Annotated in this window: 22 protein-coding genes; 3 read left to right on the top strand and 19 right to left on the bottom strand. The window is 44.5% G+C overall.

Annotated features, from left to right (window positions below):
* Positions 1-120: 120 nt before the first annotated feature.
* The 3 genes from betA to betI are packed head-to-tail and all read right to left on the bottom strand — an operon-like array spanning position 121 to position 3,865.
* Entirely contained in the window at positions 121-1,776 is a 1,656-nt protein-coding gene (gene betA / locus FSC11_RS07460; protein ID WP_163166049.1) for a choline dehydrogenase, read from the bottom strand.
* 11 nt (positions 1,777-1,787) lie between these two features.
* Positions 1,788-3,263 carry a betaine-aldehyde dehydrogenase gene (betB, locus tag FSC11_RS07455; protein WP_163166047.1) on the bottom strand — a complete coding sequence of 492 codons (1,476 nt, stop codon included), beginning with the start codon at positions 3,261-3,263 and terminating at the stop codon, positions 1,788-1,790.
* Positions 3,260-3,865 (bottom strand): transcriptional regulator BetI, encoded by a 606-nt coding sequence (gene betI / locus FSC11_RS07450; protein ID WP_005222098.1) that lies wholly within the window; start codon positions 3,863-3,865, stop codon positions 3,260-3,262. Before betI ends, betB begins: the two co-directional genes overlap by 4 nt.
* A 269-nt stretch (positions 3,866-4,134) precedes the next feature.
* On the opposite strand from betI, the gene FSC11_RS07445 reads away from it, so the two are divergent.
* Entirely contained in the window at positions 4,135-6,171 is a 2,037-nt protein-coding gene (locus tag FSC11_RS07445; RefSeq protein ID WP_163166045.1) for a choline transporter, read from the top strand.
* Between the two features lie 28 nt (positions 6,172-6,199).
* On the top strand, positions 6,200-6,808 hold the full coding sequence (locus FSC11_RS07440) for a MarC family protein (protein ID WP_103800003.1): 609 nt from the start codon (positions 6,200-6,202) through the stop codon (positions 6,806-6,808).
* A 302-nt stretch (positions 6,809-7,110) separates the two neighbouring features.
* Here the strand turns inward: FSC11_RS07440 and FSC11_RS07430 are convergent, their stop codons facing one another.
* Positions 7,111-8,124, bottom strand: a complete 1,014-nt coding sequence (locus FSC11_RS07430; protein ID WP_163166043.1) for a M48 family metallopeptidase — start codon at positions 8,122-8,124, stop codon at positions 7,111-7,113.
* A gap of 406 nt (positions 8,125-8,530) precedes the next feature.
* Here FSC11_RS07430 and FSC11_RS07425 point away from each other — a divergent pair, with 406 nt between their 5' ends.
* A complete protein-coding gene (locus FSC11_RS07425; RefSeq protein WP_163166041.1) occupies positions 8,531-8,869 on the top strand; it encodes a P-II family nitrogen regulator in 339 nt (112 codons plus the stop codon).
* Positions 8,870-9,019: 150 nt separating this feature from the next.
* On the opposite strand, the gene FSC11_RS07420 is transcribed toward FSC11_RS07425, so the two are convergent.
* From FSC11_RS07420 to FSC11_RS07350, 15 genes are all read right to left on the bottom strand, one after another.
* Positions 9,020-9,223 carry a hypothetical protein gene (locus FSC11_RS07420; RefSeq protein ID WP_163166039.1) on the bottom strand — a complete coding sequence of 68 codons (204 nt, stop codon included), beginning with the start codon at positions 9,221-9,223 and terminating at the stop codon, positions 9,020-9,022.
* 273 nt (positions 9,224-9,496) lie between these two features.
* The gene (locus tag FSC11_RS07415; RefSeq protein ID WP_004894840.1) at positions 9,497-10,699 is read right to left on the bottom strand and encodes an MFS transporter; all 1,203 of its coding nucleotides are present in this window, start codon (positions 10,697-10,699) and stop codon (positions 9,497-9,499) included.
* Between the two features lie 94 nt (positions 10,700-10,793).
* On the bottom strand, positions 10,794-11,441 hold the full coding sequence (locus FSC11_RS07410) for an ATP-binding cassette domain-containing protein (protein ID WP_163166037.1): 648 nt from the start codon (positions 11,439-11,441) through the stop codon (positions 10,794-10,796).
* Complete coding sequence (gene modB / locus FSC11_RS07405; protein ID WP_108675985.1) at positions 11,441-12,127, bottom strand: molybdate ABC transporter permease subunit; 687 nt, start codon at positions 12,125-12,127, stop codon at positions 11,441-11,443. The genes FSC11_RS07410 and modB overlap by 1 nt, the downstream gene beginning before the upstream one ends.
* 12 nt (positions 12,128-12,139) lie before the next feature.
* The gene (modA, locus tag FSC11_RS07400; protein WP_163166035.1) at positions 12,140-12,895 is read right to left on the bottom strand and encodes a molybdate ABC transporter substrate-binding protein; all 756 of its coding nucleotides are present in this window, start codon (positions 12,893-12,895) and stop codon (positions 12,140-12,142) included.
* 14 nt (positions 12,896-12,909) lie between these two features.
* Entirely contained in the window at positions 12,910-14,157 is a 1,248-nt protein-coding gene (locus FSC11_RS07395) for a molybdopterin molybdotransferase MoeA (protein ID WP_163166033.1), read from the bottom strand.
* The gene (gene moaCB / locus FSC11_RS07390; protein WP_163166031.1) at positions 14,154-15,077 is read right to left on the bottom strand and encodes a bifunctional molybdenum cofactor biosynthesis protein MoaC/MoaB; all 924 of its coding nucleotides are present in this window, start codon (positions 15,075-15,077) and stop codon (positions 14,154-14,156) included. The genes FSC11_RS07395 and moaCB overlap by 4 nt, the downstream gene beginning before the upstream one ends.
* Before the next feature lie 45 nt (positions 15,078-15,122).
* Positions 15,123-15,695 (bottom strand): molybdenum cofactor biosynthesis protein MoaE, encoded by a 573-nt coding sequence (locus FSC11_RS07385; protein WP_163166029.1) that lies wholly within the window; start codon positions 15,693-15,695, stop codon positions 15,123-15,125.
* 1 nt (position 15,696) lies between these two features.
* Positions 15,697-15,963, bottom strand: a complete 267-nt coding sequence (locus tag FSC11_RS07380; RefSeq protein WP_004809395.1) for a MoaD/ThiS family protein — start codon at positions 15,961-15,963, stop codon at positions 15,697-15,699.
* Position 15,964: 1 nt separating this feature from the next.
* Entirely contained in the window at positions 15,965-17,026 is a 1,062-nt protein-coding gene (moaA, locus tag FSC11_RS07375) for a GTP 3',8-cyclase MoaA (protein WP_163166027.1), read from the bottom strand.
* Positions 17,027-17,252: 226 nt separating this feature from the next.
* Positions 17,253-17,876, bottom strand: coding sequence for a molybdenum cofactor guanylyltransferase (gene mobA / locus FSC11_RS07370; RefSeq protein ID WP_163166025.1), 624 nt, complete (start codon positions 17,874-17,876; stop codon positions 17,253-17,255).
* On the bottom strand, positions 17,876-20,656 hold the full coding sequence (locus FSC11_RS07365; RefSeq protein WP_163166023.1) for a nitrate reductase: 2,781 nt from the start codon (positions 20,654-20,656) through the stop codon (positions 17,876-17,878). Before FSC11_RS07365 ends, mobA begins: the two co-directional genes overlap by 1 nt.
* Before the next feature lie 274 nt (positions 20,657-20,930).
* Positions 20,931-22,541 (bottom strand): nitrite reductase small subunit NirD, encoded by a 1,611-nt coding sequence (gene nirD / locus FSC11_RS07360; RefSeq protein WP_163166021.1) that lies wholly within the window; start codon positions 22,539-22,541, stop codon positions 20,931-20,933.
* Between the two features lie 24 nt (positions 22,542-22,565).
* Entirely contained in the window at positions 22,566-25,112 is a 2,547-nt protein-coding gene (nirB, locus tag FSC11_RS07355) for a nitrite reductase large subunit NirB (RefSeq protein ID WP_163166020.1), read from the bottom strand.
* 35 nt (positions 25,113-25,147) lie between these two features.
* Positions 25,148-26,497, bottom strand: coding sequence for an MFS transporter (locus FSC11_RS07350; protein WP_163166018.1), 1,350 nt, complete (start codon positions 26,495-26,497; stop codon positions 25,148-25,150).
* Positions 26,498-26,769: the final 272 nt, after the last annotated feature.

The following is a 26,769-nucleotide window of genomic DNA, read 5'->3' as shown; positions in this document are numbered from 1 at the left end:
AAATTGTATTAAGCACAGGCTAAATAAGACCTAAACCGGTGACGGCCTTATAAAGCTTGAGGTAAAGTAAATTTTGCTTTATTCCTGTTTGCACTCGGCAATAGAAAATGAAGCTATGAGTTAAGCGTGAGATGCCTTGTAGAAAGGTGCAGATGAAGGCGCAAGAGCAGGCTTGCCACGAATATGGTCTGCCAGTTTTTCAGCGATCATAATTGTAGTTGCATTGAGGTTACCGGTAATGATCAAAGGCATGATCGAGGCGTCAATCACACGCAGACCCTGCATTTCATGTACGCGTCCATAACCATCGACTACCGCCATGTCATCTTCACCCATTTTACAGCTGCAGGATGGATGATAAGCCGTTTCTGCATGCTGACGCACAAATTCATCAATCTCGGCATCAGTCTGTACCTCTTTGCCCGGACTGATTTCTTCACCGCGATAGGGATCAAGTGCCGGCTGCTGCATAATTTCCCGAGTGATCCGAATCGCATCGCGGAACTCGCGCCAGTCCTGTTCCGTACTCATATAGTTAAACAGAATACTTGGATGCTCAAACGGGTCTTTGGATTTCAGACGGACACGGCCACGCGACGGCGAACGCATTGAACCAACATGAGCTTGAAAACCATGCTCATGAATGGCATTGGTGCCATTGTAGTTAATCGCAATCGGTAAAAAGTGATACTGAATATTCGGCCATTCAAATTCATCTGAAGAGCGGATAAAACCACCTGCTTCAAACTGATTGCTCGCGCCAATGCCCTTACCCAAAAATAACCATTCTGCCCCAATCATCGGCTGGTTATACCATTTCAAAGCCGGATATAAGCTCACCGGTTTTTTGCACTGATATTGCAAGTACATTTCCAGATGGTCTTGCAGGTTTTCACCCACTCCCGGTAAATCCTGAACTACAGGAATATCCAGACTTTTTAACAGTTCAGCCGAACCCACACCAGAACGTTGCAGGATTTGCGGTGATGCAATTGCACCAGCACAAAGTAGCACTTCACGATCGGCAAACACCTGAATCGGCTGCAAGGTATTTTGCCCCTCGAAATACTCTACACCTATCGCCTGTTTCTGGTTAAACAGAATTCTATTGGTCATGGCATGGGTAATAATCGTCAGGTTGTCGCGACCTTTGGCCATATCGAGATAACCACGTGCTGTACTGGAACGACGGCCTTGCGGCGTCACAGTTCGATCCATAGGACCGAAGCCTTCCTGTTGGTAACCATTCAGATCATCGGTACGTGGATAACCGGCCTGTACACCCGCTTCGATCATGGCATGAAACAGTTCATTATTGCCCTGTTTAGGCGTTGCCACCGAAACCGGTCCAGAATCGCCATGATAATCATTGCCACCAATATCACGGCTTTCCGCTTTTTTATAATATGGCAGACATTCGGCATAGCTCCAGTGTTCAAGCCCCTTCAGGCTGGCCCACTGTTCGAGATCCATGGCATTACCGCGAATGTAGCACATGCCGTTAATTAACGAAGAACCACCCAAGCCTTTACCACGACCGCATTCCATCCGACGGTTATTCATATGTGGTTCGGGGTCGGTCAGGTAGGCCCAGTTATAACGGCGTCCCTGCAAGGGATAAGCTAAAGCGGCTGGCATCTGGGTTCTAAAATCCAGTCGATGATCCGGACCACCCGCTTCCAGCAACAAGACTTTGATCTCTGGATCTTCCGTTAAACGCGCAGCCAGTACATTACCCGCAGAACCTGCGCCGATAATAATATAATCGTAATTCATCCAATCCTCCCTTATGCGCTAAATACAGACTGGAAAAGACTGAGTTCGACCTGAACTGACTTGGTCTGGGTATATTGCTGTAGCGTGACAATCCCGTTTTCGCGACCGACACCCGAATGTTTATAGCCACCGACAGGCATTTCTGCCGGTGATTCGCCCCAGGTATTAATCCAGCAAATGCCAGCTTCGATTTGATGAATAATACGATGCGCACGTGCCAGATTGGGCGTCACGACACCAGCTGCCAGACCATACTCGGTGTCATTGGCTCGACGAATCGCCTCTTCTTCTGAGTCATAACTCAAAATACTCATGACTGGACCAAAGATTTCTTCACGGACAATCGTCATGTCGTCACGGCAATCGGTAAATACCGTAGGTAGCACATAAGCGCCTTGGGTAAATTGTTCATCTTCGGCACGGCCACCACCACAAAGTAAACGAGCGCCTTCTTTTTTGCCCTGTTCGATATAATCCAGCACTTTTTCCATATGAGAGAAGCTGGACACTGGACCAAAATTGGTCTCAGGATCAAGTGGATCCCCCATGCGGATATAAGGAATACGCTGCAAAATCTTTTCTTCGAATTCTGCTTTTAAGGCTAAAGGTACAAATACGCGAGTACCATTGGTACAGACCTGACCGGAACTGTAGAAGTTGGCCATCATGGCTATATCTGCTGCCAGATCCAGATCGGCATCTTCGCAGATAATCAGCGGGGATTTTCCGCCCAGCTCCATAGTCACTTCTTTCAGGCTGGAATTCGCAGCTTGGGCCATGACTTTTTTGCCGGTCGCGACACCACCGGTAAATGAAACTTTGGCTATGTCCGGATGTGAAGTCAGATAGCCACCAATTTCACCACTACCGGTCACCACATTAAATACACCATGCGGTACACCTGCTTCAGTATAAATTTCTGCCAGTTTTAATGCAGTTAAAGGCGTTACTTCACTCGCCTTAAAGATCATGGCATTGCCCGCTGCCAGTGCAGGAGCAGATTTCCATAAGGCAATTTGAATCGGGTAATTCCACGCACCAATTCCGGCAACCACACCCAAAGGTTCACGGCGGGTATAAACAAAAGAACTGCTTCTGAGCGGGATTTGCTGGCCTTCTAATGCTGGCAAAATGCCCGCATAGTATTCGAGTACATCTGCACCTGTCGCAATATCGACGGTGGATGTTTCACTGAATGCTTTACCACTGTCGAGGCTTTCTAAACGTGCCAGCTCGTCATTACGTTCACGGAGGATAGCAACTGCCTTGTTCAAAATACGGGAACGTTGAATCGCCGTCATTTCTGCCCAGACTTTTTGCCCTTGCTGAGCAGATTTTACTGCACGGTCGATATCGTCTTTGCTGCAAATCTGGACTTCCGCCAGAACTTCGCCGGTCGCCGGATTAATTGTTTCAAATGTGCTGTTGGATATAGCATCGACAAATTGTCCGTGGATATAAGGACGTTGCAGATTAAAGTGTGTCAATGGGATTCCCTCGCAGTTGAGTCATTCTTGAGTTGCTGTCGGATATAGTCACTACAAAGTTCTATCGGCATTTCAGGGTCAAGTTCTTCATTAATCAGTGCACCCCTTAACCAGAAGCCATCAATCAGCGCAGCCAGTCCTTGAGCGGCTTTTTCAGCTTGTGCCTTAGGCAGCACTTTCATGAATTCATGCTTGATATTGGAATGCAGCCGGTAATGGTTGACCTGCTGTAAACGGTGTAAATCAGGTTGATGCAGACTGCTGGCCCAAAATGCCAGCCAGACTTTCATGGCCGCTTTATCTGTTTGTGGGGCAGCAAAGTTGCCTCGCACAATGGCCAGTAAACGTTGTTCAGGTGTGCTATCCACTTGGGACTGCATTTCTGCAACAGACTTACCTAACTGCTGCAATAAATAACGCATCGTTGCTTCAATGAGCCCATTTTTACCGCCAAAATAATGACTTATGATGCCGGTTGATACTCCGGCGCGCTGGGCAATCTGACTGATTGAGCTTTCGGCAAAACCCAATTCATTCACGGCAGCTAAGGTGGCATCAATTAATTGCTGGCGACGGATCGGCTGCATACCAACTTTTGGCATAAGACTGACCTGAATAACGAATATAACAATAGAAAACCATTCTGCTAGATCAATAGCAGAGTGATGTAACAATTCATAAACGCTTTTTTAATTGAACGTTCAATTAATAAAAATTATAGTGCCAGCTCACCCTTGATGTACAGCGCAGTTTGTTTTGGATTTGCAAAAGTTTGTAATTCACAAAAACAAGGCAGCTTTACCGCAGGCTCTTGCTTTCAAATCACACTGCACTGTAGATCATCCGGCAACAAAACGATGGTCATGGATTTATGCAAAAGAAAAACGAAGAGGTGCAAGATAGTCTGAATAAAGTGGTCTTTTATTTTTCGGCAACGCTTATTCTGCTGTTTTCTATCATCACCATTTTATTTAATGAACAGGCCAATCAGGTTATTACCAATATTTTAAACTGGGTCAGTGCGACCTTTAGCTGGTACTACCTGTTGGCGGCAACACTGTATCTGGTCTTTATCCTTTTTATCGCCTGCTCACGTTATGGCGAAATTAAATTGGGTCCTAAACATTCCAAGCCAGAATTTAGTCTACTGAGTTGGTCGGCGATGCTATTTTCTGCCGGAATCGGGATTGACCTGATGTTTTTCTCGGTGGCAGAACCGCTTTCCCATTATATGCATCCACCGGTGGGTGAAGGCGAAACCTTTGAGGCTGCACGTCAGTCCATGGTCTGGACGCTGTTTCACTATGGTTTAACCGGCTGGAGTATGTACGCACTGATTGGGGTCGCACTGGGCTATTTCAGTTATCGTTATAACCTGCCACTGACCATCCGTTCGGCACTCTATCCCATCTTCGGTAAAAAAATTAATGGTCCAATTGGACATACAGTAGATACTGCTGCGGTACTCGGGACGATTTTTGGTATTGCCACCACCTGCGGTATTGGCGTCGTACAATTAAATTATGGTCTGCATGTGCTGTTTGGTTTACCGGAAAATCTCTGGGTCCAGACCGCTTTAATTCTGGTGGCCGTGATTATTACGATTTTTTCTGTCGCTGCGGGGGTCAACAAAGGTATTCGCATTCTTTCAGAGATCAATATTTACGTATCGATCGGATTACTGCTGTTCATTCTATTTGTCGGCAATACCGAGTTTTTACTGGGTGCCTTGATCCAGAACTTTGGCGACTACATCAGCCAGTTTCCTCAACTGTCTTTGACCAGTTTTCCTTTTGAGCAGCCGAAAGAATGGATGAATAGCTGGACCTTGTTCTTCTGGGCCTGGTGGATCGCCTGGTCACCTTTTGTGGGGCTGTTCTTGGCACGGATTTCACGTGGTCGTACCATTCGTGAATTTGTCACTGGGACTTTGGTTATTCCATTGTTATTTACCCTGACCTGGTTATCTATTTTTGGTAACAGCGCCTTATATAGCGTTATTTTTGATGGTAATACTCAGTTAGCAGCGACCGTTCTCGATAACCCGGCCCACGGTTTTTATGATCTGTTAGCCCAATATCCCGGCTTTATGTTTACCGTAGGCGTGGCCACGATTACCGGTTTATTATTCTATGTGACCTCGGCAGATTCTGGAGCATTGGTATTAGGCAATTTCACCACTAAATTTAGCAATATCGAGCATGACTCTCCACGCTGGCTCAGTATTTTCTGGGCGATTGCGATTGGCTTGCTGACCTTGGCGATGCTGATGGCCAATGGCGTGACAGCATTACAGAACACCACGATTATTATGGGCCTGCCCTTTAGTTTCGTGATCTTCTTTGTGATGGCAGGTTTATATAAATCTTTGCGACTTGAAGATTTCCGTCAAGCCAGTACCAGTCTGAATGCAGCGCCTGTGGTCGGCAATGTCGATATTTTTAACTGGAAGAAACGCCTGAGTCGGGTCATGCTGCATCCCAGCTTGAACCAAACCCGAAACATGCTGGATGACGTGTGTAAACCGGCAATTCAGGCTGTAGCCAGCGAGCTGATCAGCAAAGGGATACAAGTCGATGTACAGGAAAAACCGGTTGATCATGAACCTGAACTTTATCATCTGGATCTGGTTATTCAGCTAGATGAAGAAGAAAACTTTGTCTATGCCATTTGGCCAGTACGTTATGACACGCCAAACTTCAGTGCCCGCGGGAAACGTACCAAACGCTATTACTACCGTCTGGAAAGTTACCTATTTGAAGGTTCTCAGGGCAATGATCTGGTGGGTTATAGCAAAGAACAGGTGATCAATGACATTCTGGATAAATATGAACGTCATATGATGTATCTGCATATCAACCGGATTAGTCCGGGTAAACGCCCACTGTTTCCGGATCGCGAATCTTAGGATAAGACCCATTAAAAAGGATTGAATAATGTCAGAAACTTTAAATGCCTTTGCCCTATTTTTCTCCCTGCTCAATCCTTTTTTGATGAGTATTTACATGCTCGGAATTATCCGTAATTCCGAGGCTAAAGTATTCAACATGGCATTGATTCAGGGCAGTCTGATCAGCTTTATTGTGTTCATCATTTTTGCAAAAACTGGTGAAGCCTTCTTTCAGGAAGTGCTGCATGTCCGCTTTGAATCCTTTCAGATTTTTGGCGGTATTATCTTTCTGGTGATTGGCTATCGTTATGTATTTGAAGGTGCCGATACGATTGGGGTCATGCGTGGTGCACCCAGTCATCTGGCGGGCACCATTGCCATGCCCTTTATGATTGGTCCAGGAACCATTTCGGCATCCGTGATTACCGGCATTCAGCTCAGTTTATGGCAAACCATTCTGGTGATTTTCTCTACCCTGTTTCTGACCTGTAGCCTGTTAATTCTGATGAAATATTTACATGATCATTTACAGCATAAATACTCCAACTATATCGATTTATATGTCGATATTGTTGGTCGTGTTGCTGCACTGCTGATTGGGACAATTGCGATTGATATGATTGTCACGGGCGTAAATGGCATCATGCAAGGTTAATTCAATCATTATAAAAGCCGTCTTAACTGTTTATTGCGCGTCACTAGCCCTAAGACTTTTCGGCGGGCCATAATATCTTCTTGACTGCATTTCAGCATTTCACTGAGTTGTTCAATAGGTAAATTATTATTTTCAATCAGTATAATGTCCTGCTCACGTGTCCAATGGGCCGTGAGCAATTTAGCGGTTAATTTCTTGGTATTTACTCTCATTCATTTCAACGCATCATCAAACAATTGATTTCAGTTTAAAACACTATAAATCATATGCTGTTGAAGTCTGGTAAATCCATGTTTATCAAGTTATAGCACCCTTTTCACTGTGCTCAAGGCGTCTTTGGGTTGACTCACTGGACTTTGACTGGTGACGCTGGTTTGCACATTCGATTTGAGTACATAATGGAGCTTACCTTCTGCATCCTTGGTGATCGACTCAATATCAATATTACGTACCAGTTGACCATTAATCAGTAACCTCGTATTCGGATCTTGTTTGATTTCAATCAGATTTTTAGAGCTCAACTGTTCCGTAGTGCTTTTATCATAAAGCGCCATCGGGCTATCCAGATTTTCTTCAGCATATTTTAAACGCTGCTTTAAAGATGGATGCTGTTGCATAAATGCAGGTAATTTGCTTTGTATCGGGTATTCTTTCAGAAAAGTCGGATAGAACTGAGCGAATACTGCAATTCCCTGTTTAGGGTTATATCCTGCTCTTGCCATGAGTTCGAGTCCCAACAAATCTGCTTCTTTCTCCATGCGGCGCTGATAGGTACTACCATACCCATCATGTAATATGCCCGTAATCAGTGCTGAAGTTCCTGCTGTTGCCCAGGCAGTTCCCACTAAAAGTGGACTTACAATATATTTCCAGCTCTGTGTTTCACGCTGGTGCTCACGAATAACATGTGCCATTTCATGCGCCAGAATGTACGCCAGCGCTTCATCATCCAGCATCGCACGATTTACCATCTTGTAGCTCATGAAAATCATCCCATTAGCCAAGGCACCTGCATTGGATTTGTCTGAATGATAAAGATGAACGCCCCATTTAATTGTTCGATCTGCTGAAATGTAATGATCCGTATAAGGAATTATCCTGTTCATAATTTTAGCGCAACGTATTTCAGCTTCACTTGAATATTCTTTTTCGATAAGTCCCGTTTTTTGGGTAAATTTACGCTTCGCCTGTTCAACGACCTGATCTTGAGATAACAACATGAGTTGTTTACGGTCAGCTCCGTGTCCCATATGAGTGGTATTGATACAACCCGTTAGAGCCCCAACAGCAATGAGTGCTGAAAATAAATTTTTCATACAAAAAATTACATTTTATTAACATTTGATTGTAGTTTTAGCGGAATTCTTTTGAATTGTGAAGCTGTATTTAATAAATGTTTGGTCACTATTCCATTGCTAATCACTTAGAAAATAATTTTTTAAACTAAGCTTCTGAATTAATTATTTTTATATTAAAAATGAGGATTGGTTAAGGTTAAATCAGGATAAGCAGAATTAAAGCAAAGAAATAAGATTAAAAAAAGTAACAGTACTCATTTCTAACTTAATCCTCCCTTTTATTCATACAAAAGCAATCTGAAAAATCATTCAGGCGGATTTCGTGTCTATGAAGTGAATTTGAAACAGTAAATACATATTTAAATTGTATCTCTCTTCAATGGCTTCTATTTTTAAAGAATTAAGATAAGCCAAGGAGATCGAGATGAAATTAATAACAGCAATTATTAAACCATTCAGACTCGATGATGTACGTGCTGAACTTTCTCATCAGGGTGTTCATGGTTTGACAGTCACTGAGGTAAAAGGTGCCGGGCGCCAGAAAGGTCACTCTGAAATGTATCATGGTGCTGAGTATAGTGCTGAATTCCTTCCGAAAGTAAAAGTAGAAGTTGCCGTCCCGGATGAAAAGGTGGATCAGGTCATTGAAGGTATTATTAAAGCGGCATGTACCGATAAAATTGGTGATGGCAAAATTTTTGTCACGCCCTTAGAGCAGGTCGTGCGAATCAGAACCAGCGAAACTGGATTAGCAGCAATTTAGGCATCTTTTGTAGGAGTAAAAATTTATCTCTACAGAAATGCTGTTTATGAATCTATGCAAATTATATTTCAGTTAGTGGAGCTATATAACTTACAGAACAGCTCACCCATCTCATGATGGCGTGAGCTTTATTCTGGATAGCTTAAATACTTATTTTTGAATTTTAGCTTCGACTGTTTTGGCATGTAAGACTTCGCTATCTGCTACCGTTATTTTCTTTTTCTCAAGATATTCTGCTGCCTTAGCAATATTTTTTTCTGCAAAATGCAAACCACCCTCACCTGCCATAGTGATGGTCGTAAACATGCAAATGCCGCTTAATAATGCGAGAGTAAATATTATTCTTACTTTCATCGCTTCCCCTCCAAATTTGTAATTACTGAATTGATTTTTCTTTGTTTTAGATTAAGCAATTATTATTCCAATTCTTAAATTGGATATATTTTATTCATTATAATCTAATATAATATTTACTAAATAAAGCAATGTAATATCAATCACATATTTTTACCTAATCTTCCCTTTATAAAGTTCAGATGAAATATAAAGAAAACCTCAAAAATGCTTCATCTTTGAGGTTTTAAGATAGGCAATATTCTGTTTTGAACGTAGGTCTTGATCCTGTTTTTATTTTTGAGTTTTAGGCAGGAAGAAACTCAGTATGCCCAATAATGGCAGGTATGAACATAACTGGAATACCCAGGCAATGCTGGTATGATCTGCCACATAACCTAATCCTGCTGCTGCGATCCCACTGATGCCAAACATTACGCCAAACATCAAACCGGCAATCGTACCCACACGGCCTGGTACTGCTTCCTGAGCATAAACCACCATCGCTGAAAATGCTGACGATAAAATCAGGCCAGCGAAAATTGAAAAGATACAAGTCCAGAATAAATTGGCATACGGCATGAGTAAGGCAAATGGTGCCATACCTAAAAAGGAAAACCAGATCACTGCATTACGGCCGATCCGGTCGCCGATCGGCCCGCCAAAGAAAGTGCCCAAAGCGACGGCGCCCAAAAAGGCAAATAGATAGAGCTGCGCATCTCGGATTGAGATACCAAATTTATCAATCAGGTAAAAAGTAAAATAATTACTGATGCTCACGGTATAAGTAAATTTGGCGATCATCAGGATACCAATGACACCAAGCGCACGGATTAAAGTGATTCCATGCAGTTTGGACGCTGCTGTAGCACCCATCTTTTTCAGTTGTGTCTGGCTATTTGTGATGGTCCAGCGGCTAACCTTAAATAATACAAATATGCCAAAAGCAGCAAACAGCATCAGCCATGCCGAAGACGCTTGTCCATTTGGAATAATAATCAGTGCAGCCAGTAACGGTCCTATTGCAGAGCCACTATTGCCACCGACCTGAAAGGCTGATTGTGCAGTACCGAGCTTGCCACCAGAAGCCATACGCGCTACACGCGATGCTTCCGGATGAAAAGTCGAAGAACCGATCCCGATAATTGCAGCGGAAACCAATAGCATTACAAAACTCTGAGATAGAGCTAACAGCAGAATCCCAAACAGGGTAAAGCCCATACCGATCGGTAAAAGATAAGGCTTTGGATATTTGTCAGTATAGAAGCCCACCCAAGGTTGTAATAAAGACGCCGTCAATTGATACACGAGAGAGATTAAGCCGATCTGACCAAAACTCAGGTCATAATTAGTTTTCAATAAGGGATAGATGGCTGGTAAACAGGCTTGAATCAGGTCATTTAAGAAATGTGCAAGGGCAACAGCAAAGACAATGGGTAAAACCATTTTTGAGGCAGACCGCGTTACTTCGGTCTGTGCAATATCCGTCATATTCATCCATGTAGTATCCGGTAATGGCTTAAGATTATACGCCAAGCCAAATTACTTGAAATTTATTTTATTTTCTCTTTATAAGTATTCTTAAAAAAAGTTATCTCGGCGAATTGCTTAGCTGATGATCCTGTAATTCAATAATTTCTGCATCCAGCTGTTCCAGCTCTTCATGATGATGGGTCACATAAATCATCGGCACCTGTATTTCATCGCGGATGCGAGTAAAAAATGGCAGGATCTGCTGTTTCAGTTTGGTATCCAGGCCAGTCAATGGCTCATCCAAGAGCAGTAATTCAGGACTGGACAACAGTGCCCGTCCGATCGAAATACGCTGTGCTTCCCCACCCGATAATTGCTGAACCCGACGCTGCAATAGATGATCAATTTCCAATAATTCAGCAATCTCCTTTAATTGGAATTTTTCCTGTTCCAATTTGCCCCATTTTTTAGCGTAAAGCAGGTTCTGTTCAACATTCATATGTGGAAACAGCATCGCCTGCTGAAATATCAAAGTGATTTTACGCTGATGGATGGGAATATGAATTTTCTGATTTGTATCAGTCAGGATCTGTTTATTTAAATGAATATGGCCAGATTGTGGTTGATAGAGTCCAAGGAGTAATTTAAGAAAAGTGGTTTTTCCTGCTCCCGAAGGTCCAACAATTCCCAGGACAGAATTCTGCATCTGGACTGCTGCATCTAAACTAAAGGCATCCTTTTGATAATGAAACTCACACTGCAGCATTAGCGCTCCTGAATTTTCTGCTGATATTTTTGCATAATCCAGTAATTCGCCAATAATGCTGCAAAAGCCAGACCTAGAGATAAAAGCACCAGTCGTAAAGCCATCTGTTCGCCATCAGGTTGCTGTAATAGGGAATAGATCGCAATCGGAATGGTGCGGGTTTCGTCAGGAATGTTGCCAACAAAGGTGATGGTAGCACCGAATTCTCCCAGACTGCGGCTAAAACAGAGAATACTGCCAATCAGAATACCGGGCAACGCCAGCGGTAGGCTGATACTGCAAAAGACTTTATAGGGCTGAACACCCAAAGAATTTGCTACCTGTTCCAGTTGCGGATTAATCATTTGAAAGGACAACCGGATCGGTTGCACCATTAAGGGGAAAGCCACAATCATGGCGGCCAGCACTGCACCTTTCCAGTTAAAAGCCAGCTGAATGCCCCACTGCTGCAACCATTGTCCAATCCAGCCATTGCCACCAAAGACAATCAATAATAAATAGCCCAATACCACAGGTGGCAAAACCATCGGCAGGTGTAACAGTGTTTCCACCACATATTTCAAGCGAAACTCATGACGTGCCAGAATCCACGCCAATAAAATGGCAAACGGCAAACTGATCGCTGTGGCAAAACCTGCAACTTTTGCTGACAGATACAATGCACTGAGTTCCTCTGGTGTCAGCATACTGGAACCATCCTAGAGTTTAAAACCATAGTGCTGATAAATCTTTTTCGCCTCGGTATGCTGACTCATAAAACGCATGAAATTGACTGCATCGGCATTTTTACTGCCTTGCTGAGTCAATGCAATTGGATAGACAATCGGGCTATGCGTATGAGCTGGAAAGACCCCAGCAATTTTCACTTTTTTACTCTGTAACGCATCGGTTTTATACACAATCCCGGCCTGACATTCACCACGTTCCACAAAAGCCAAAGCCGAACGTACACTATCTGTTCCGACAATGCGGCCTTGCAGACCCTTTAACCATTTCAGATTGGTTAGACTCTGTTTGGCATATTTGCCGACAGGCACAGATTCCATTTGTCCGGTACATACATACCCCTGAAAGGACTGGGCAAAATTAAATTGAGAACTGGCCTGAAAGCTTTGCTGACGCTGTAAAGGACTGATTAATACCAGTTCATTGCTTAATAAGGGCTTTACTTGAGATCTAGCTATTTTTTGTTTTTTTACCAGATAGTTCATCCAGTCCTGATCGGCAGAGAAAAAAATATCAGCCGGTGCGCCAGTTTCAATTTGCCGGGCGAGCGATGAAGACGCTGCAAAGACCAGCACTACTTTGATTGAGGGATACTGTTTTTCATAACGTCTGGCAATATCCGTCACAGCATTGCTCAGACTGGCAGCCGCATAGACTCGGACGGTACTGCCGGCTTGGATTGAACAGGACAGGAAAACTGCACTGAATAAGATCAATCCCTTTTTCATCGGTGACATATCCCTTAAATAAACAGACCTTGCAGGATCTGACCGGCCTGGATGCTTTGCGCTGCCGGAATACGGACAATACAATTGGCCTGCATCAGGTTACTCAGCATATGCGACTGTTGCTTCGGCAAGCTGGAAAGCTTTAACATTCCCGATTCAAAACTTACTGCCATACGCAAAAAACGTTCCCGGCTATCAGCTTTCAAGTCATGACTTATTACTGCACTAAACCATTGCGGTAATTGCTTTTGACCTTGTAACGTACTGATTAAGGTTGATACATACACCTGCATGCCTATATAGACTGCAGCCGGATTACCCGGCAGACCGAGTAAATAACATGGATTTTGATCGGGTCGCTCAGATTTGGCGAAGAACATTGGCTTGCCAGGTTTCTGTTTGACTTTCCAGAATAACTGTTCAAAACCAATTTTCAGTGCTACCGGGCGGACAAAGTCATAATCTCCTACCGATACACCACCGGTGGTCAGAATCAGATCATACTGGGTTCTCAGCCTTTGAAATAGTGCGCTGACCGCCTGTTCGGTATCGGCAACATGCATGATCTCAACCTGCTGGTTTCTGGACTGGAACCAGGCTTGAATTAAAGGAGCATTGGTATCGAAAATTTTGCCGGAATTCAGGTCTTCCACAGTGTCAGCCACTTCATCCCCAGTAATCACCACTGCAATTTTAGGATAGCGATAAACTGAAACTTCCCGGATCCCTGCCATGCTTAAGGCTGCAATTGTTCCAATACTGAGCTGCTGCCCCTGAACAGCCAGGCATTGGTCCATGCGAATTTCTTCACCGGCTTGACGGATATCAGCATCCAGTCGTAAGGCTTCAGTCAAGATAATAGTCGAGTCCCTGAGCTGTACAATTTCCTGTCTTGCCACCGTCGTGGTCTGCAACGGAATTTTCGCGCCAGTAAAGATGCGTACTGCCTGACCTGGCTCAAGTATCAGATCAGCTCCCTGTCCAGCACGAATTTCACCGATCAGCTCAAAACTGCTTTCTACTGGCATGTCCATATCCATATAGATGGCATAACCGTCTACAGCACTTTGCGAAAATATCGGCAGCTGAGTTTTTGAATAAATATCTTCGGCTACGAAACGGTTCAGTGCCTGACTTAAGGGCAGTGTTTCAATGCCTAGATGATCAGTATGATCTAGAATCATCTGCAGAGCCTGATCGACAGAAATTAGGCCGGGTTCACTGCCACAGGCGGAATGTTCTGTCGTTACAGCAGAGTTCATTCATAGCCTCCTACATGGGGAATATTTTTCTGTACATCAAACAGATGTACGAGTGCAGGTAAAATCGCCATTAAGGATTCTTTAGCCCCTTGGCGGCTACCCGGTAAGGTAAGGATCAGGCTGTTTTCAATATAACCTGCGACACCGCGGCTCAGTGCTGCGTAAGGTGTACGACGTTGACCAAAACTGCGTGCAGCTTCCATCAGTCCCGGAATTTCGCGGGTTAGTAAGGGTTGAATAGTTTCCACTGTCAGATCTTTAGGGCCGAGTCCCGTACCACCCACTGTCAGAATTAATGGATAATCATTTTTTTGCTGTTCAATTAAAGCTTTTAGCTGTTCAGGACTGTCCGGAATCACCTGATAGTGGATATAGCCAAAATTAGCTTCTTCCAGAATTTCCATCACATTCTGCCCGGCTGTGTCGGCTTTCTTGCCCGATGCCACGGTATCAGAAAGTACAATGACAGAGGCTGGTAAAGGTTCTTTCAAAACACGAGTGAAATGTGATTTTCCACCCTTTTTTTGCCCCAGTTTAACCTGATCCAGACATAATTCTTCCGGCTCACAATGTGGTTTCAGCATATCGTAAAGGGTCAAACCTGCCAGACTGACTGCTGTCAGTGCTTCCATTTCCACACCCGTTGGACCAATCGTTTCCACTACCGCAGTAATCACTACATGGGCTTCTTCAAGCTCATATTCCACATCGGCCCGATAAATTGGCAGTGGATGACATAGAGGAATGAGTTCATCAGTACGTTTTGCGCCTAAAATCCCTGCGATCCGGGCGGTTTTTAGCGCATCACCTTTGTCGGTATTACCATTACGCAGTAATTCAATGCAGTGTGGCGGCGCATGCAGAATTCCGGTGGCAATAGCAGTGCGGTAACTCTCCGGTTTCATTCCGACATCTTTCATGGCTTATCCTTCTTGAATCTTTCCATTTTTTACTCAAACTTGAATTTATAGCGGCCATTGATAAGCAGGAACATCTGGCTGAATCAGGTTCAAAGGCAATTTTTCCGATTTATGTGCATCAGTACAGTTATGAGTATGCGTATGCGCATGCTTTCTATGAGGGTGATGATCTGAACCCTGGTCACTACGAATGCAGCAACCTTCGACATATTGGCTACTGCCATCCATATAGAATTCTTCTTTCCAGACCGGTACTTCATGCTTGACCCGTTCCACGGCTTCTTCGCAGGCTTGAAAAGCTTCCCTACGATGTGGTGCATAGGCCATGGCAATAATGGCGATATCACCAATATCCAGTGAACCGATGCGATGTACAACTCGGACATAGGACACGCCATATTCAGCCTGAATTTCCTGCTCGATCTGGCGAATCATCTTTTCAGCAACAGGTGCATAAGCGGTATATTTCAGTGCTTTAACCGCTTTACCCTCATGATGATTTCGTACTGTTCCGACAAAAATACCGATTCCCCCACATTCAGGAAAATATTGAATCCCATCAAATACGTCCTGTTGCAGCGGTGTGTCCTGAATACGGGCAAATTGTTTCAGTTCCATCTCAACCTCCTGCGACTGGTGACAGCAACACTAGAGTACTGTCCTGGTTTAATCGAGTCTGACGAGAAATAATGTCTTCACCGATGGCACAGGCACAACGCTCTAACAAGTTGAAAGCTTCTGGAAAGGACTGAATGACTTTATTGAGTACATCGGCAACCAGACTGTCTATCTGACATTGCACAGTTAAATCTTGAGGCAACTGACGTTCGATCGCACCGAAAGATTCGATTTTGACGGTAATTGATGATTGAAGTTTTGTAGTCATCTTAGCCTCCTATCATATGCATGCTGATTTTTCGGAAATTTGAATGGGTTTTATGGGAGGGATTGAACAGTCTTTGCTGAGCCTGAATGGCATGAAAGCCAGCAGCTTTATTCCAGATATAGGGTTGCAGCTGTTGTTGCAGCATGTGTTCAGCTGATGCTAGGTGCTGTCTTAACTGTTGAATACTGTTTTTGATTTTTAAACCTTGAGTTGAGAATAAGCAGTTAAAGAATTCACCTTGAGCATTCAGTCGCAGTCGGTCACAGCTGCTACAGAATGAATTGGTAATCGTTGAAATAATGCCGATCGACATACCGTCAATGTAATAGCTTCGTGCTGGATTAGCCCCCTGACCTTGTCTGATCTTTACTTCAAATGCTTGTGCCAGTTGATCCAGAATGTCCTGCTCGCTAACCACATGATCACGTGACCAGTTCTGGTCGCCATCGAGTGGCATAAACTCGATAAAACGCAATTCAACTTGTTCGCGTTTGGCCCAGTGTGCCAAAGACAGAATCTGGTCATCATTGATGCCTTTGATGAGTACTGTATTAATTTTGATTTGAAAGCCAGCCTGCTGGGCTGCTTGAATGCCTTCTAATACGGGTTGCAGTTTTTTTGCAGTTAACTGTTCAAACTGCTCTGCATCCAGGCTGTCCAGACTGATATTCAGGTCATCTAGCCCGGCCTGCTTTAATTCTGCTGCATATTGTTTGAGATAATGACCATTCGTAGTCATTGAAATACGTTTCAGGCCGATTTTTTTCAGTTGCTGTAGTTCGGCAATAAAATGCACTACACCTTGGCGCATCAGAGGTTCACCACCGGTAATCCGGATCTGTTCAATACCACGGCGAACCATGAATTCACAAAAATAATAGAGTTCTTCAAAGCTGAGTAAATCGTGTTTTTTCATCCATTCCGGATGTTCTGGCATGCAATAAACACATTTAAAATTACAGCGATCCGTCACAGAGATACGGAGCTTACGCTTATTGCGTCCAAACTGATCCTGAAATACCGGGACTGGTTCAGCCTGCTGTAAAGGATTGATGTGGTTCATTGCTTATTCCATCAGGGGCGATCATCAACTTTGTTTCTAGCCAATTTTTTGCTGACCGATGCCCTATTAAATTGCTATTGCTCTTGGGTTAAATTGCAATAAGTGTTCCAACTTTGCGCAGAAATTGCGGTTTTTTAATATTTGAGTGCGATTTATTGGAATTTAATAAAAATAAGGGTTTGAAACAGGTGTATTGCCCTACTTTTAAGCACTACTCAATCAGCACTTAGAGAAAATGCAGTTGCTGATGCTGCTGCAATTCATCAAAGGAATTAATGCTGTGAAAAAACAGTGCATGATTTTTAAATCGCGCTATTTGCATGTGCATTTTCGCAAAACAATGTCTTAAGCTGCGCTGATTTTGTTCAAGATGCTGAACCAGTGTCGGCAAACTGCTTCGTTTAAGTAAGCAGAATGGATACAACGCTATATCATTTATTTCCACTACAGCCACTTCACAAAGAGGATCTCGCTGCATGGCCCGATGTAATCCAGAAATAACCTTTTTTGGAATGTAAGTCACATCGCATGGTACAAACAGCACGTAGTCCGAATGCACATGAGACCAGGCACTTTTCATGCCCATCAAGGGTCCGTGAAAGCCCGGTTCATCATCCTGAAAATAACGGATTGATGGAATAAGGCGTTCATAAATGGAGTGATCACGGTGGCTGTTGATCCAGACCTGACTAACACGCGATCTAAGCTGCTGGTGAATCTTGATCAGTTGAATTTCATCATCAAACTTTTGCAGCAGCTTGTTAATGCCATTCATCCGACGCGCCTGGCCACCGGCCAGGATGACTAAATCGGTGGGTGGATAATTTATACTCTTATGGATTCTTTTCATTATACGGACTCCGTCTGGCAAGCTTTAATCAGGCCACGAATTTCAGGTAAGCAGGAACCGCAGTTGCCGCCGGCTTTTAGACATGCGGTCACCTGTTTTTCATTGGTGATATTTTTTTCTTTTATGGTTTGAATGATGCGATTTTTACCGACTTTAAAACAGCTGCACACTAGCGCACCTTCACTCTTGCTCATTGAGATCGCCTGACCGGCCAGCAACGCTTTACGGTGCATGGCACTGAGTCGTTCACGCTGAAATAGCCCCGATAACCAGTCGCGATCTGGCAACAGCTCTTTTGGTGCGATATACAGGCTGGCAATCAGCTTGCCGTCCTGCAACACTATGCTATGGCTGATATGCGCGGTCTGGTCCTCCAGATTTAGCCATTCAAAGTCCTCTTCAGTAAAAGGCAATAAGTTCTTTAACTGTTGGGTTGTGGTATTGAATTTCTGACGATCCGCAATTTCATAACGTGTCGCACGAATAGCCTTTACCTTGGTCCACCAGATGGTTTTATCAATAAAGGGTTGCACATAACTTTCATAACCTTCACGTACATACAGCACACCCTGCCACTGGGTATGGAATGGCTGAATCAACACTGGCGTATGCTTAAACTCAGGCTCGCCAGAAATGGCATCGACCACTGGATTCACCAGCTTGCCGATACGTGCATCGGATGCCATCTGATCATTCCAGTGGATTGGTGCAAAGACCTGACCACGACGGATATTGTCACTAACCTGAGCACGTAAAATACATTGTCCCCATTCAGAACGAACTTCGACCAGCTCACCATCCTGAATCCCGTATTTCAGTGCATCATTCGGATGAATTTCACAATACGGTTCGGCACGATGTGTGCTGAGATTGGCAGATAATCCAGTGCGGCTCATAGTATGCCATTGGTCACGAATCCGACCAGTATTCAGAATTAAAGGATATTCACTGGAAACCTGATTGACCGGATCAATTGCAGTAGTTGCAATAAATCTTGCTTTACCATCAGCATGACTGAACTGGCCTTGGGCAAATAATCTTCCTACAGATTGAGCAGGTTGCTGTTTATCCGAAACCGGCCATTGCACTGGTTCCAGTTTGTCATATTCTTCTGTGGTTAAATTACTCAAGCCTTGCAGATTAAAATAACGGAAATATGGGGTTTCTAGACGTTGGGAAATTTCTACATTTTGATAGGCAGAGAGTCCGGCATGCTCTTTAAAAATTTCATGGCTATTGTGAAAATCAAACCCTCTGAAGCCCATTTGCTTCGCCACCTGTGCAATCGCCCACCAGTCAGCTTTGGCTTCACCCGGCGCATCTAAAAAGGCATGTTGCCTTGAAATACGGCGTTCCGAATTGGTGACGGTTCCATCTTTTTCGCCCCAGCCTAAAGCTGGAAGTAATACATCAGCATATTGAGTAGTATCCGTATCCTGACAGATATCAGAGACCACTACGAATTCACATTTATCCAGAGCACGCTTCACTTGATCGGCATCGGGCAAGCTGACGACCGGATTTGTGGCCATGATCCAGATGGCTTTGATCTTGCCGCTTTCGACTGCCTGGAATAGATCAACTGCCTTAAAACCCGCTTGCTTGGCAATATATGGACTTTGCCAGAAGTTTTGCACCAGCTGTTGATGCTCCGGATTTTCTAAATCCATATGGGCTGCCAGCATATTGGCCAAGCCACCGACTTCACGTCCGCCCATCGCATTTGGTTGGCCGGTCATGGAAAATGGAGCTGCACCGAGTCTGCCAATTTTTCCGGTGAGCAAATGGCAGTTAATAATACTGTTGGCTTTATCTACGCCACGGGAGGATTGGTTTACACCCATGGAGAACAACGTCATGACTTTGTCAATCTGGGCAAATTTTTCAAAGAATTGACTCAGCTTAGCAGCTGAAATACCGGTGCGTGCCGCAACATTTTCAATCGAAGCTTCCGCAGTACTCCTGGTCAAGGCCTGTTCCAGCCCTTGGGTATGTGCAGCAACAAATTCCTGATCTACATCACCATGCTGATATAAGTACTGTAATAGGCCATTAAATAGTGCAACGTCTTGCCCTGGCAGAATAGGCAAATGCAGATCTGCTGCTTCACAGGTACTGGTAAAACGCGGATCAATCACGACCACGAACAGGTCACGCTGTTCCTTGGCTTTCATGATGCGCTGGTAGAGCACCGGATGACACCATGCAGTATTGGAACCCACCAGCACCACCATGTCAGTATGTTCGAAATCTTCATAACTGGCTGGAACCAGATCTTCACCAAAGGCACGCTTATGTGCAGCTACAGCGGAAGACATACATAGACGTGAATTGGTATCAATATTTGCCGTGCCGAGATAGCCTTTGACAAACTTATTGACCACATAATAGTCTTCAGTCAGCAGCTGGCCCGAGACATAAAAGGCAATGCTGTCACGGCCATACTGCTCAATGTATTGCTGGAATTTATGGGCAATCGTTGAAGTTGCAGTATTCCAATCAGTAACTTCACGCTGGTCTTTACGGCCTGACATTGGATGCAATAAACGGGTTTCCAGTCCTAAAGTATCTGCCAGATTACTGCCTTTGATGCACAATTTTCCGTAATTCGAAGGATGTTTGACATCACCTTCGACAGTCACTTTCGGACCTGATGTGGTCGGCGTTACATGTGCAGTCACACCACAACCCACGCCGCAATATGGGCATGTGGTCTGTGTGGTTTTAGTTTTTAATTCTATGGAGCTATGCAGTTGTTCCACCACTGGGATACTATTCATTGCTGCTGTGCTCCTAAATTATCTAAATTCACGTAATTCCGATTTTTATCTTGGCTTTATTTGAAATATGAAATTCATGTAAGCATTCACTATCGTGAGGTGGCATGGATGCCACCGATACCCATCATTACAGGACGTAATGTATGGGAATCCAAGATTTTTGTTACTTTTGATCTTTCAAAAGTAAGGGAATGCCTACACGTAAACGGTTGCTTTAGCACTCCATTTGAGGCTATGACATCCTTCTTATGAAGTACTAATTACAGAGATCTAATTACCCTGCTTTCTTTAATGCAAAATCCCGACCAAAAAGTAGCTTGTTACGAATCGTTGCAATTGGGGTTTGATCTGCAATTAGCTCAGCATACCAGGCACCATCCTCAGTATCCCCAAACAGCACTGCACCAATTACTCTATCTTTTTGAATAATAATGCGTTTATAGATTTGACGTTTCTCATCATTTAGCACGATATCTTCAAAATCCTCTTTTGGCTCGAAGTCACCTGCCGAAAATACATCACAGCCACTTACTTTCAGCTGAGTCGGAACAGTTGGTGCTTTGAACGTCAGACTGCCATGCTCGGCCAGATGTGATGCACAAATAAACGCCTGGCCCCAAAGTGGTTCAACCAGACCAAAAGTTTGACCTCGATGTTCAATACATTCACCCACCGCATAAATACTTGGGTCAAAAGTCTGCATGGTGTCATTCACTAATACACCACGGTTACAACGTAAGCCTGCGCTTTGTGCTAAAACCATGTTTGGACGGATCCCCACGGCAAACACCACCAGATCAGCATCCAGCACAGTCCCGTCTTTGAGTTTGACTTGAGTCACATGACCTTCTTCACCAAACAAGCATTCGGTATTCGCTGCAGTCAGAATCGTGATACCTTTCTGCTCAATCGCTGTTTTCAGCATCTGGCTGGCTTTACTGTCTAGCTGGCGATCCATGATGCGGTCCATCAGGTGCAACACAGTCACATTCATGCCTTGCTGTTTTAGTCCATACGCTGCTTCCAGACCTAAAAGTCCTCCGCCAATGACTACGGCATTTTTTCGGGTCTTGCAGTAATCTAGCATGCTGTTGACATCATAAATATCACGGAAGCTCAGTACACCTTTTAAGTCACTCCCTGGAATCGGTGGAACAAATGGTTTAGAACCAGTCGCCAGAATCAGGCGGTCATAACTAATCACTTCGCCCTTTTCGGTATATACGTGTTTACGAGGACGGTCGATGCGAACCGCCGGATCACCGGCAATCAGACGGATACCTTTGTCAGCATACCAGGCATGTGGATGCAGCATGATGTCATCAATAGTTTTCTCACCCGAAAGTACTGGTGATAGCATAATACGGTTGTAGTTGCCCCAAGATTCTTCACCAATCACAGTAATTTCATAACGGTCAGGTGCCATATCCAATAAATCTTCCAGACAGCGCATGCCGGCTAAACCATTCCCCACCAAAACCAGCTTCATCTTTTCCTGAGAAGTGCCGTTGTTGGTGATATAGGTTTTTTGAGGGGTCGGACTGATCCAGACTTTGCCATTTTCAATCTTGCTTGGAAATACCAGCAGCTTTTGGTCTTTATCTTCCAGACAGCGTCCGGTTGCCAGACTGAAATGCTGCTTGTAAATTGGTGAAGCGACGACGCGTTCCCCTTGCAGATCACCCAGAATCCCGCGTGACATTACAAATGCTTTACTAAATGGATCTTGGTTACTTAAGGCATAAACACGCTTTTCATGACCTACACGGAACAAAGCAATTTGCTGATTTTCAATTAATGCACCTACACCGGTATTCGGGGTAATGTCATCCAGTGCACACACTTCCACCCAATTCAGTTCATTCATATCTTTTAAAATGGTCATCTTCTTTCTTCCTTATGCTTTGAATCAGGCTTCAACTACTGGAATACGTGTGATATCACGTTCAGCTTCAGTTTTCGGACGGATCTGGCCGCGTACTTCAGTAAATTGAACATGAGGATCATTTTGCAGTTCAGCTTTGGCATTAATAAAGGTTTTAAAGCGTTTACGAACTTCAGGATCTTCAATCGCAGTACGCCATTCGTCCTGATAAGTACCCACCACATGCTGCATACGGTGTTCCAGTTCAGCGGCCAGACCAAGCGAGTCATTCACGATGACATCTTTCAAATAATCCAGGCCACCTTCCAGGTTGTCACGCCATACCGAAGTACGTTGCAAACGATCTGCAGTCTGGATATAGAACATGAAGAAACGGTCGATATAGCGGATCAGGGTTTGAGTATCCAGATCAAATGCCAGTAGTTCCGCGTGGCGTGGTTTCATACCGCCGTTACCGCAAACATACAGGTTCCAGCCTTTTTCAGTGGCAATCACCCCCACGTCTTTGCTTTGTGCTTCGGCACATTCACGGGTACAGCCAGACACGGCCATTTTCAGTTTATGTGGAGAACGCAGGCCTTTGTAACGGTTTTCCAGGAAGATCGCCAAGCCAACCGAATCATCTACGCCATAACGGCACCAGGTGCTACCGACACAAGATTTCACGGTACGTAAGGATTTACCGTAAGCATGACCTGATTCAAAACCGGCATTGATCAGTTTTTCCCAGATTTCAGGCAATTGATGCACTTGTGCACCAAACATATCGACACGTTGACCGCCTGTCAGTTTGGTATATAGGCCATATTCTTTAGCAATCTGACCAATCGCAATCAGGCCATCAGGCGTAACTTCACCACCCGCCATACGTGGCACGACTGAGTAAGAACCATCTTTCTGGATATTGCCCAGGTAGTAGTCATTACTGTCTTGCAAGCCAGCATGGCTTGGTTTTAAGACGAAATCATTCCAGCAAGATGCGAGAATGTTCGCTACTGTCGGTTTACAGATGTCACAGCCCAGCCCATGTCCATGTTGATGAATCAGGTCATCAAACGTTTTGATTTCATTAACTCGAACCAGGTGATACAGCTCTTGACGTGAGTAAGCAAAATGTTCACACAAATGGTTATTTACCGTTACGCCTTGGCGTTGCAACTCGGACTTCAATACTTGAGTGACGAGTGGCGCACAGCCACCACAAGCGGTTGCTGCTTTGGTGCATTTTTTCAGAGCGCCGAGTGAAGTTGAACCATCAGCAATCGCAGAGCAGATATCTGCTTTAGACACGTTATTACATGAACAGATGGTTGCACTGTCTGGAAGTAGATCCACACCGCTACCACCTGCTTTAGCAGTCGCCTGATCAAAGCCCGGCATAATCAGGCTTTCAGGATTCTCAGGTACAGCCAGTCCATTCAGCATCATTTGCAGCAGGTCGTTATATTCTTTGGCACAACCGACCAGTACTGCACCCAACAGTTTGGTCTTTTCGGCATTGACCACGATTTTCTTATAGACTTGAGCCGCTTCATCGGCGTAGAAATAGCTCAGTGAACCTGGTGTCATGGCATGTGCATCACCCACCGAAGCAACATCTACACCCATCAGTTTCAGCTTGGTGCTCATGTCTGCGCCAGCAAATGCTGCACATTCTTCTTGCAGCACATGCTTTGCAGCGATACGTGCCATGTCATAGCCTGGAGCCACCAGACCAAAAATCTTGTTATTCCAGAGTGCACATTCACCAATCGCGTAAATATCTGGATGAGAAGTCTGACAGTAATCATTGATCATGATTCCGCCACGTTCACCAATAGCCAGCCCGCTTTGACGCGCCAATTCATCACGTGGACGAATCCCTGCAGAGAACAGGATAATATCGGTTTCCAGTTCAGCACCATCACCAAACTTCATCACATGTTTAGCATTGGCACCGTCTTCAATAGATGAGGTTGCTTTTTGGGTATGAACTTTTACACCCAGATTTTCGATTTTTGAACGTAAAACTTTTCCGCCAAGATCATCAATCTGGACTGCCATCAGACGTGGCGCAAACTCAACAACATGTGTTTCCAGATTTAGATCACGCAGGGCTTTAGCTGCTTCCAGACCCAACAGACCACCACCGATTACCACACCGGTTTTTGAATTCAGGCTGGCTGCACGAATGGCATCTAGGTCTTCGATCGTACGGTAAACGAAACAGTTTTCACGATCATTCCCCGGGATTGGGGGAACAAAAGCATAGGAACCTGTTGCCAGAATCAGCTTGTCATAAGTTAACTCTTCACCATGCTGGGTATTCACAGTACGAGTGTGCTGATTGATAGAAACTGCTTTAGTGCCCAAGCGCAGGTCGATCCCATATGCATCCGCAAAGTCGCTACGGCAAAGGGTCAAGTCTTTTGCTGATTTTCCACTGAAATATTCAGTTAAATGAACACGGTCATATGCCAGACGTGGTTCTTCAGCCAGAATAGTGATTTCAATATCATCGCCCGCCTGTTCAAGTACAGATTCGATAAATTTGTGGCCCACCATGCCATAACCAATCATGATAATTTTCATATGTTTACTTCCTACTAATTTTAAAATATTTGGTCTTAATTTTGCGCTTCAGCAAGGTTGCGATCCTGGATCGCTTGTTCAAACAGACGCTGTTCTTTTTCCTTATGCTCAACCGAGAAGCGGATCATTAGTACACAGCTCGCAGCAATCACTACCAGCCCACCCAGCACCATTAATGTGGTCTGGATATCCAGCATGCCTTTTAATAAGAAGCCCGCTGCAACTGCGCCTACGTTACCGCCTGCACCGATAATGCCCGCCACGCCACCCAGTGCATCACGATCAATAAATGGCACCAGCGCATAGGTCGCACCGCAGGCCATGTGGGTAAACAGGGCAAATACCGTCATGGTCAGGATTGCCAGCATTGCACTGTTCATTTGTGAGAACACTACCAAGAACACACCTTCCAGAAGGATCATCAGGAACAATACTTTGGTACGGCCATCCAGTCCTTTGCTTAGTGCGACTCTGTCAGATACGATGCCACCCAAGGCGCGTGCAAATAACGCCAGCAAACCAAAGATCCCCGCAGCCATACCCGCTTCTTTCAGGCCAAACTCGAAGTTTTCTACGTAGTACATTGCCACGATGTTATGAATGAAGATTTCGATACCGAAACAGGCAGCATAGGCACCAAACAGGATCCACACACGGTAGTTTTTCGCTGCATGCATCAGAATCGCCATGCCGCCTTTTTTATCGCTGCCGACACTGACGCCTTGGGCACGTAATTCACTAAAGTTGCCTTGAGGACAGTCTTGAGTCAGTTTCCAGTACAGGAAGCCTACTATCACCATCATCACGCCCGGCACAATCAATGCAATTCTCCAGCCCATTGCCTGTTCAACACCGAACATCACCAGGGCAGCCAGCATTAATGGCATCAATACCTGCGTGGCGCCACCACCTGCATTGCCCCAGCCTGCAGTTGTCGCATTTGCCGTACCTACGACATTTGGCGCAAACATGATGCTGGTGTGATATTGGGTAATCACGAAGCTGGCACCAATGGCGCCAATCAATAAGCGGAAGAACAGGAAGGATTCGTAGCTATTAGAAGCTGCGACACCAAAGACAGGAATACTGCCGATGATCAGTAATGCAGAATAGGTTTTACGTGGACCATATTTGTCACATAAAGGCCCCACAATCAGACGAACCAGAATAGTGATAGCAACCGCAGCAATATTGATATTGGCGATTTGTGCTTTGGTCAGATTGAATTCACCTGTAATGACCGGCATCAGCGGCGCACAGGCAAACCAGGCGAAGAAACAGACAAAGAATGCCAGCCAGCTCATGTGGAAGGCACGCATCGCTGCGCTGGAAAAACTGAATAGACTTATTTTTGTTGCTTTTTGAACTTGTAAATTTGAAGACATGACCATCTTCCTCCAGAACTGAACGTTATAAATATCCTGGCCTGTGGCTTTGGCAGGTCAGAATCGAACAGAACGGACGTCATTGGCCGTCTAAATTTTCAGGTATAAGTCGCCTTTGACTCAATACTCTTATCTTGTTAAATACTTAGCAGGATCTGTGCCAATTTTATAAAAAAGGCTTTTTTACTTATTTTTTAGGGATAAAGCGCTGGCTCAACTTATTTATAGGCATTGCAATCCCCTACGACATTGATGGAATTGCACTGTTTCAA

It is taken from the genome of Acinetobacter schindleri, from assembly GCF_010918895.1.
GTDB classification, from domain to species: Bacteria; Pseudomonadota; Gammaproteobacteria; order Pseudomonadales; family Moraxellaceae; genus Acinetobacter; species Acinetobacter schindleri.
This window is presented reverse-complemented; position numbering and strand designations above follow the sequence as displayed.

Coding starts and splice junctions, on each gene's coding strand:
- FSC11_RS07430 (WP_163166043.1), bottom strand. CDS start 8,124: ATGAAAAATTTATTTTCAGCACTCATTGCTGTTGGGGCTCTAACGGGT.
- FSC11_RS07395 (WP_163166033.1), bottom strand. CDS start 14,157: ATGAACTCTGCTGTAACGACAGAACATTCCGCCTGTGGCAGTGAACCC.
- FSC11_RS07385 (WP_163166029.1), bottom strand. CDS start 15,695: ATGGAACTGAAACAATTTGCCCGTATTCAGGACACACCGCTGCAACAG.
- moaA (WP_163166027.1), bottom strand. CDS start 17,026: ATGAACCACATCAATCCTTTACAGCAGGCTGAACCAGTCCCGGTATTT.
- moaCB (WP_163166031.1), bottom strand. CDS start 15,077: ATGAAAGATGTCGGAATGAAACCGGAGAGTTACCGCACTGCTATTGCC.
- FSC11_RS07415 (WP_004894840.1), bottom strand. CDS start 10,699: ATGAATATGACGGATATTGCACAGACCGAAGTAACGCGGTCTGCCTCA.
- FSC11_RS07380 (WP_004809395.1), bottom strand. CDS start 15,963: ATGACTACAAAACTTCAATCATCAATTACCGTCAAAATCGAATCTTTC.
- FSC11_RS07445 (WP_163166045.1), top strand. CDS start 4,135: ATGCAAAAGAAAAACGAAGAGGTGCAAGATAGTCTGAATAAAGTGGTC.
- FSC11_RS07350 (WP_163166018.1), bottom strand. CDS start 26,497: ATGTCTTCAAATTTACAAGTTCAAAAAGCAACAAAAATAAGTCTATTC.
- FSC11_RS07440 (WP_103800003.1), top strand. CDS start 6,200: ATGTCAGAAACTTTAAATGCCTTTGCCCTATTTTTCTCCCTGCTCAAT.
- FSC11_RS07420 (WP_163166039.1), bottom strand. CDS start 9,223: ATGAAAGTAAGAATAATATTTACTCTCGCATTATTAAGCGGCATTTGC.
- modB (WP_108675985.1), bottom strand. CDS start 12,127: ATGCTGACACCAGAGGAACTCAGTGCATTGTATCTGTCAGCAAAAGTT.
- FSC11_RS07410 (WP_163166037.1), bottom strand. CDS start 11,441: ATGCTGCAGTGTGAGTTTCATTATCAAAAGGATGCCTTTAGTTTAGAT.
- nirB (WP_163166020.1), bottom strand. CDS start 25,112: ATGAAAATTATCATGATTGGTTATGGCATGGTGGGCCACAAATTTATC.
- modA (WP_163166035.1), bottom strand. CDS start 12,895: ATGAAAAAGGGATTGATCTTATTCAGTGCAGTTTTCCTGTCCTGTTCA.
- betA (WP_163166049.1), bottom strand. CDS start 1,776: ATGAATTACGATTATATTATTATCGGCGCAGGTTCTGCGGGTAATGTA.
- nirD (WP_163166021.1), bottom strand. CDS start 22,541: ATGACCATTTTAAAAGATATGAATGAACTGAATTGGGTGGAAGTGTGT.
- FSC11_RS07365 (WP_163166023.1), bottom strand. CDS start 20,656: ATGAATAGTATCCCAGTGGTGGAACAACTGCATAGCTCCATAGAATTA.
- betI (WP_005222098.1), bottom strand. CDS start 3,865: ATGCCAAAAGTTGGTATGCAGCCGATCCGTCGCCAGCAATTAATTGAT.
- FSC11_RS07425 (WP_163166041.1), top strand. CDS start 8,531: ATGAAATTAATAACAGCAATTATTAAACCATTCAGACTCGATGATGTA.
- mobA (WP_163166025.1), bottom strand. CDS start 17,876: ATGAAAAGAATCCATAAGAGTATAAATTATCCACCCACCGATTTAGTC.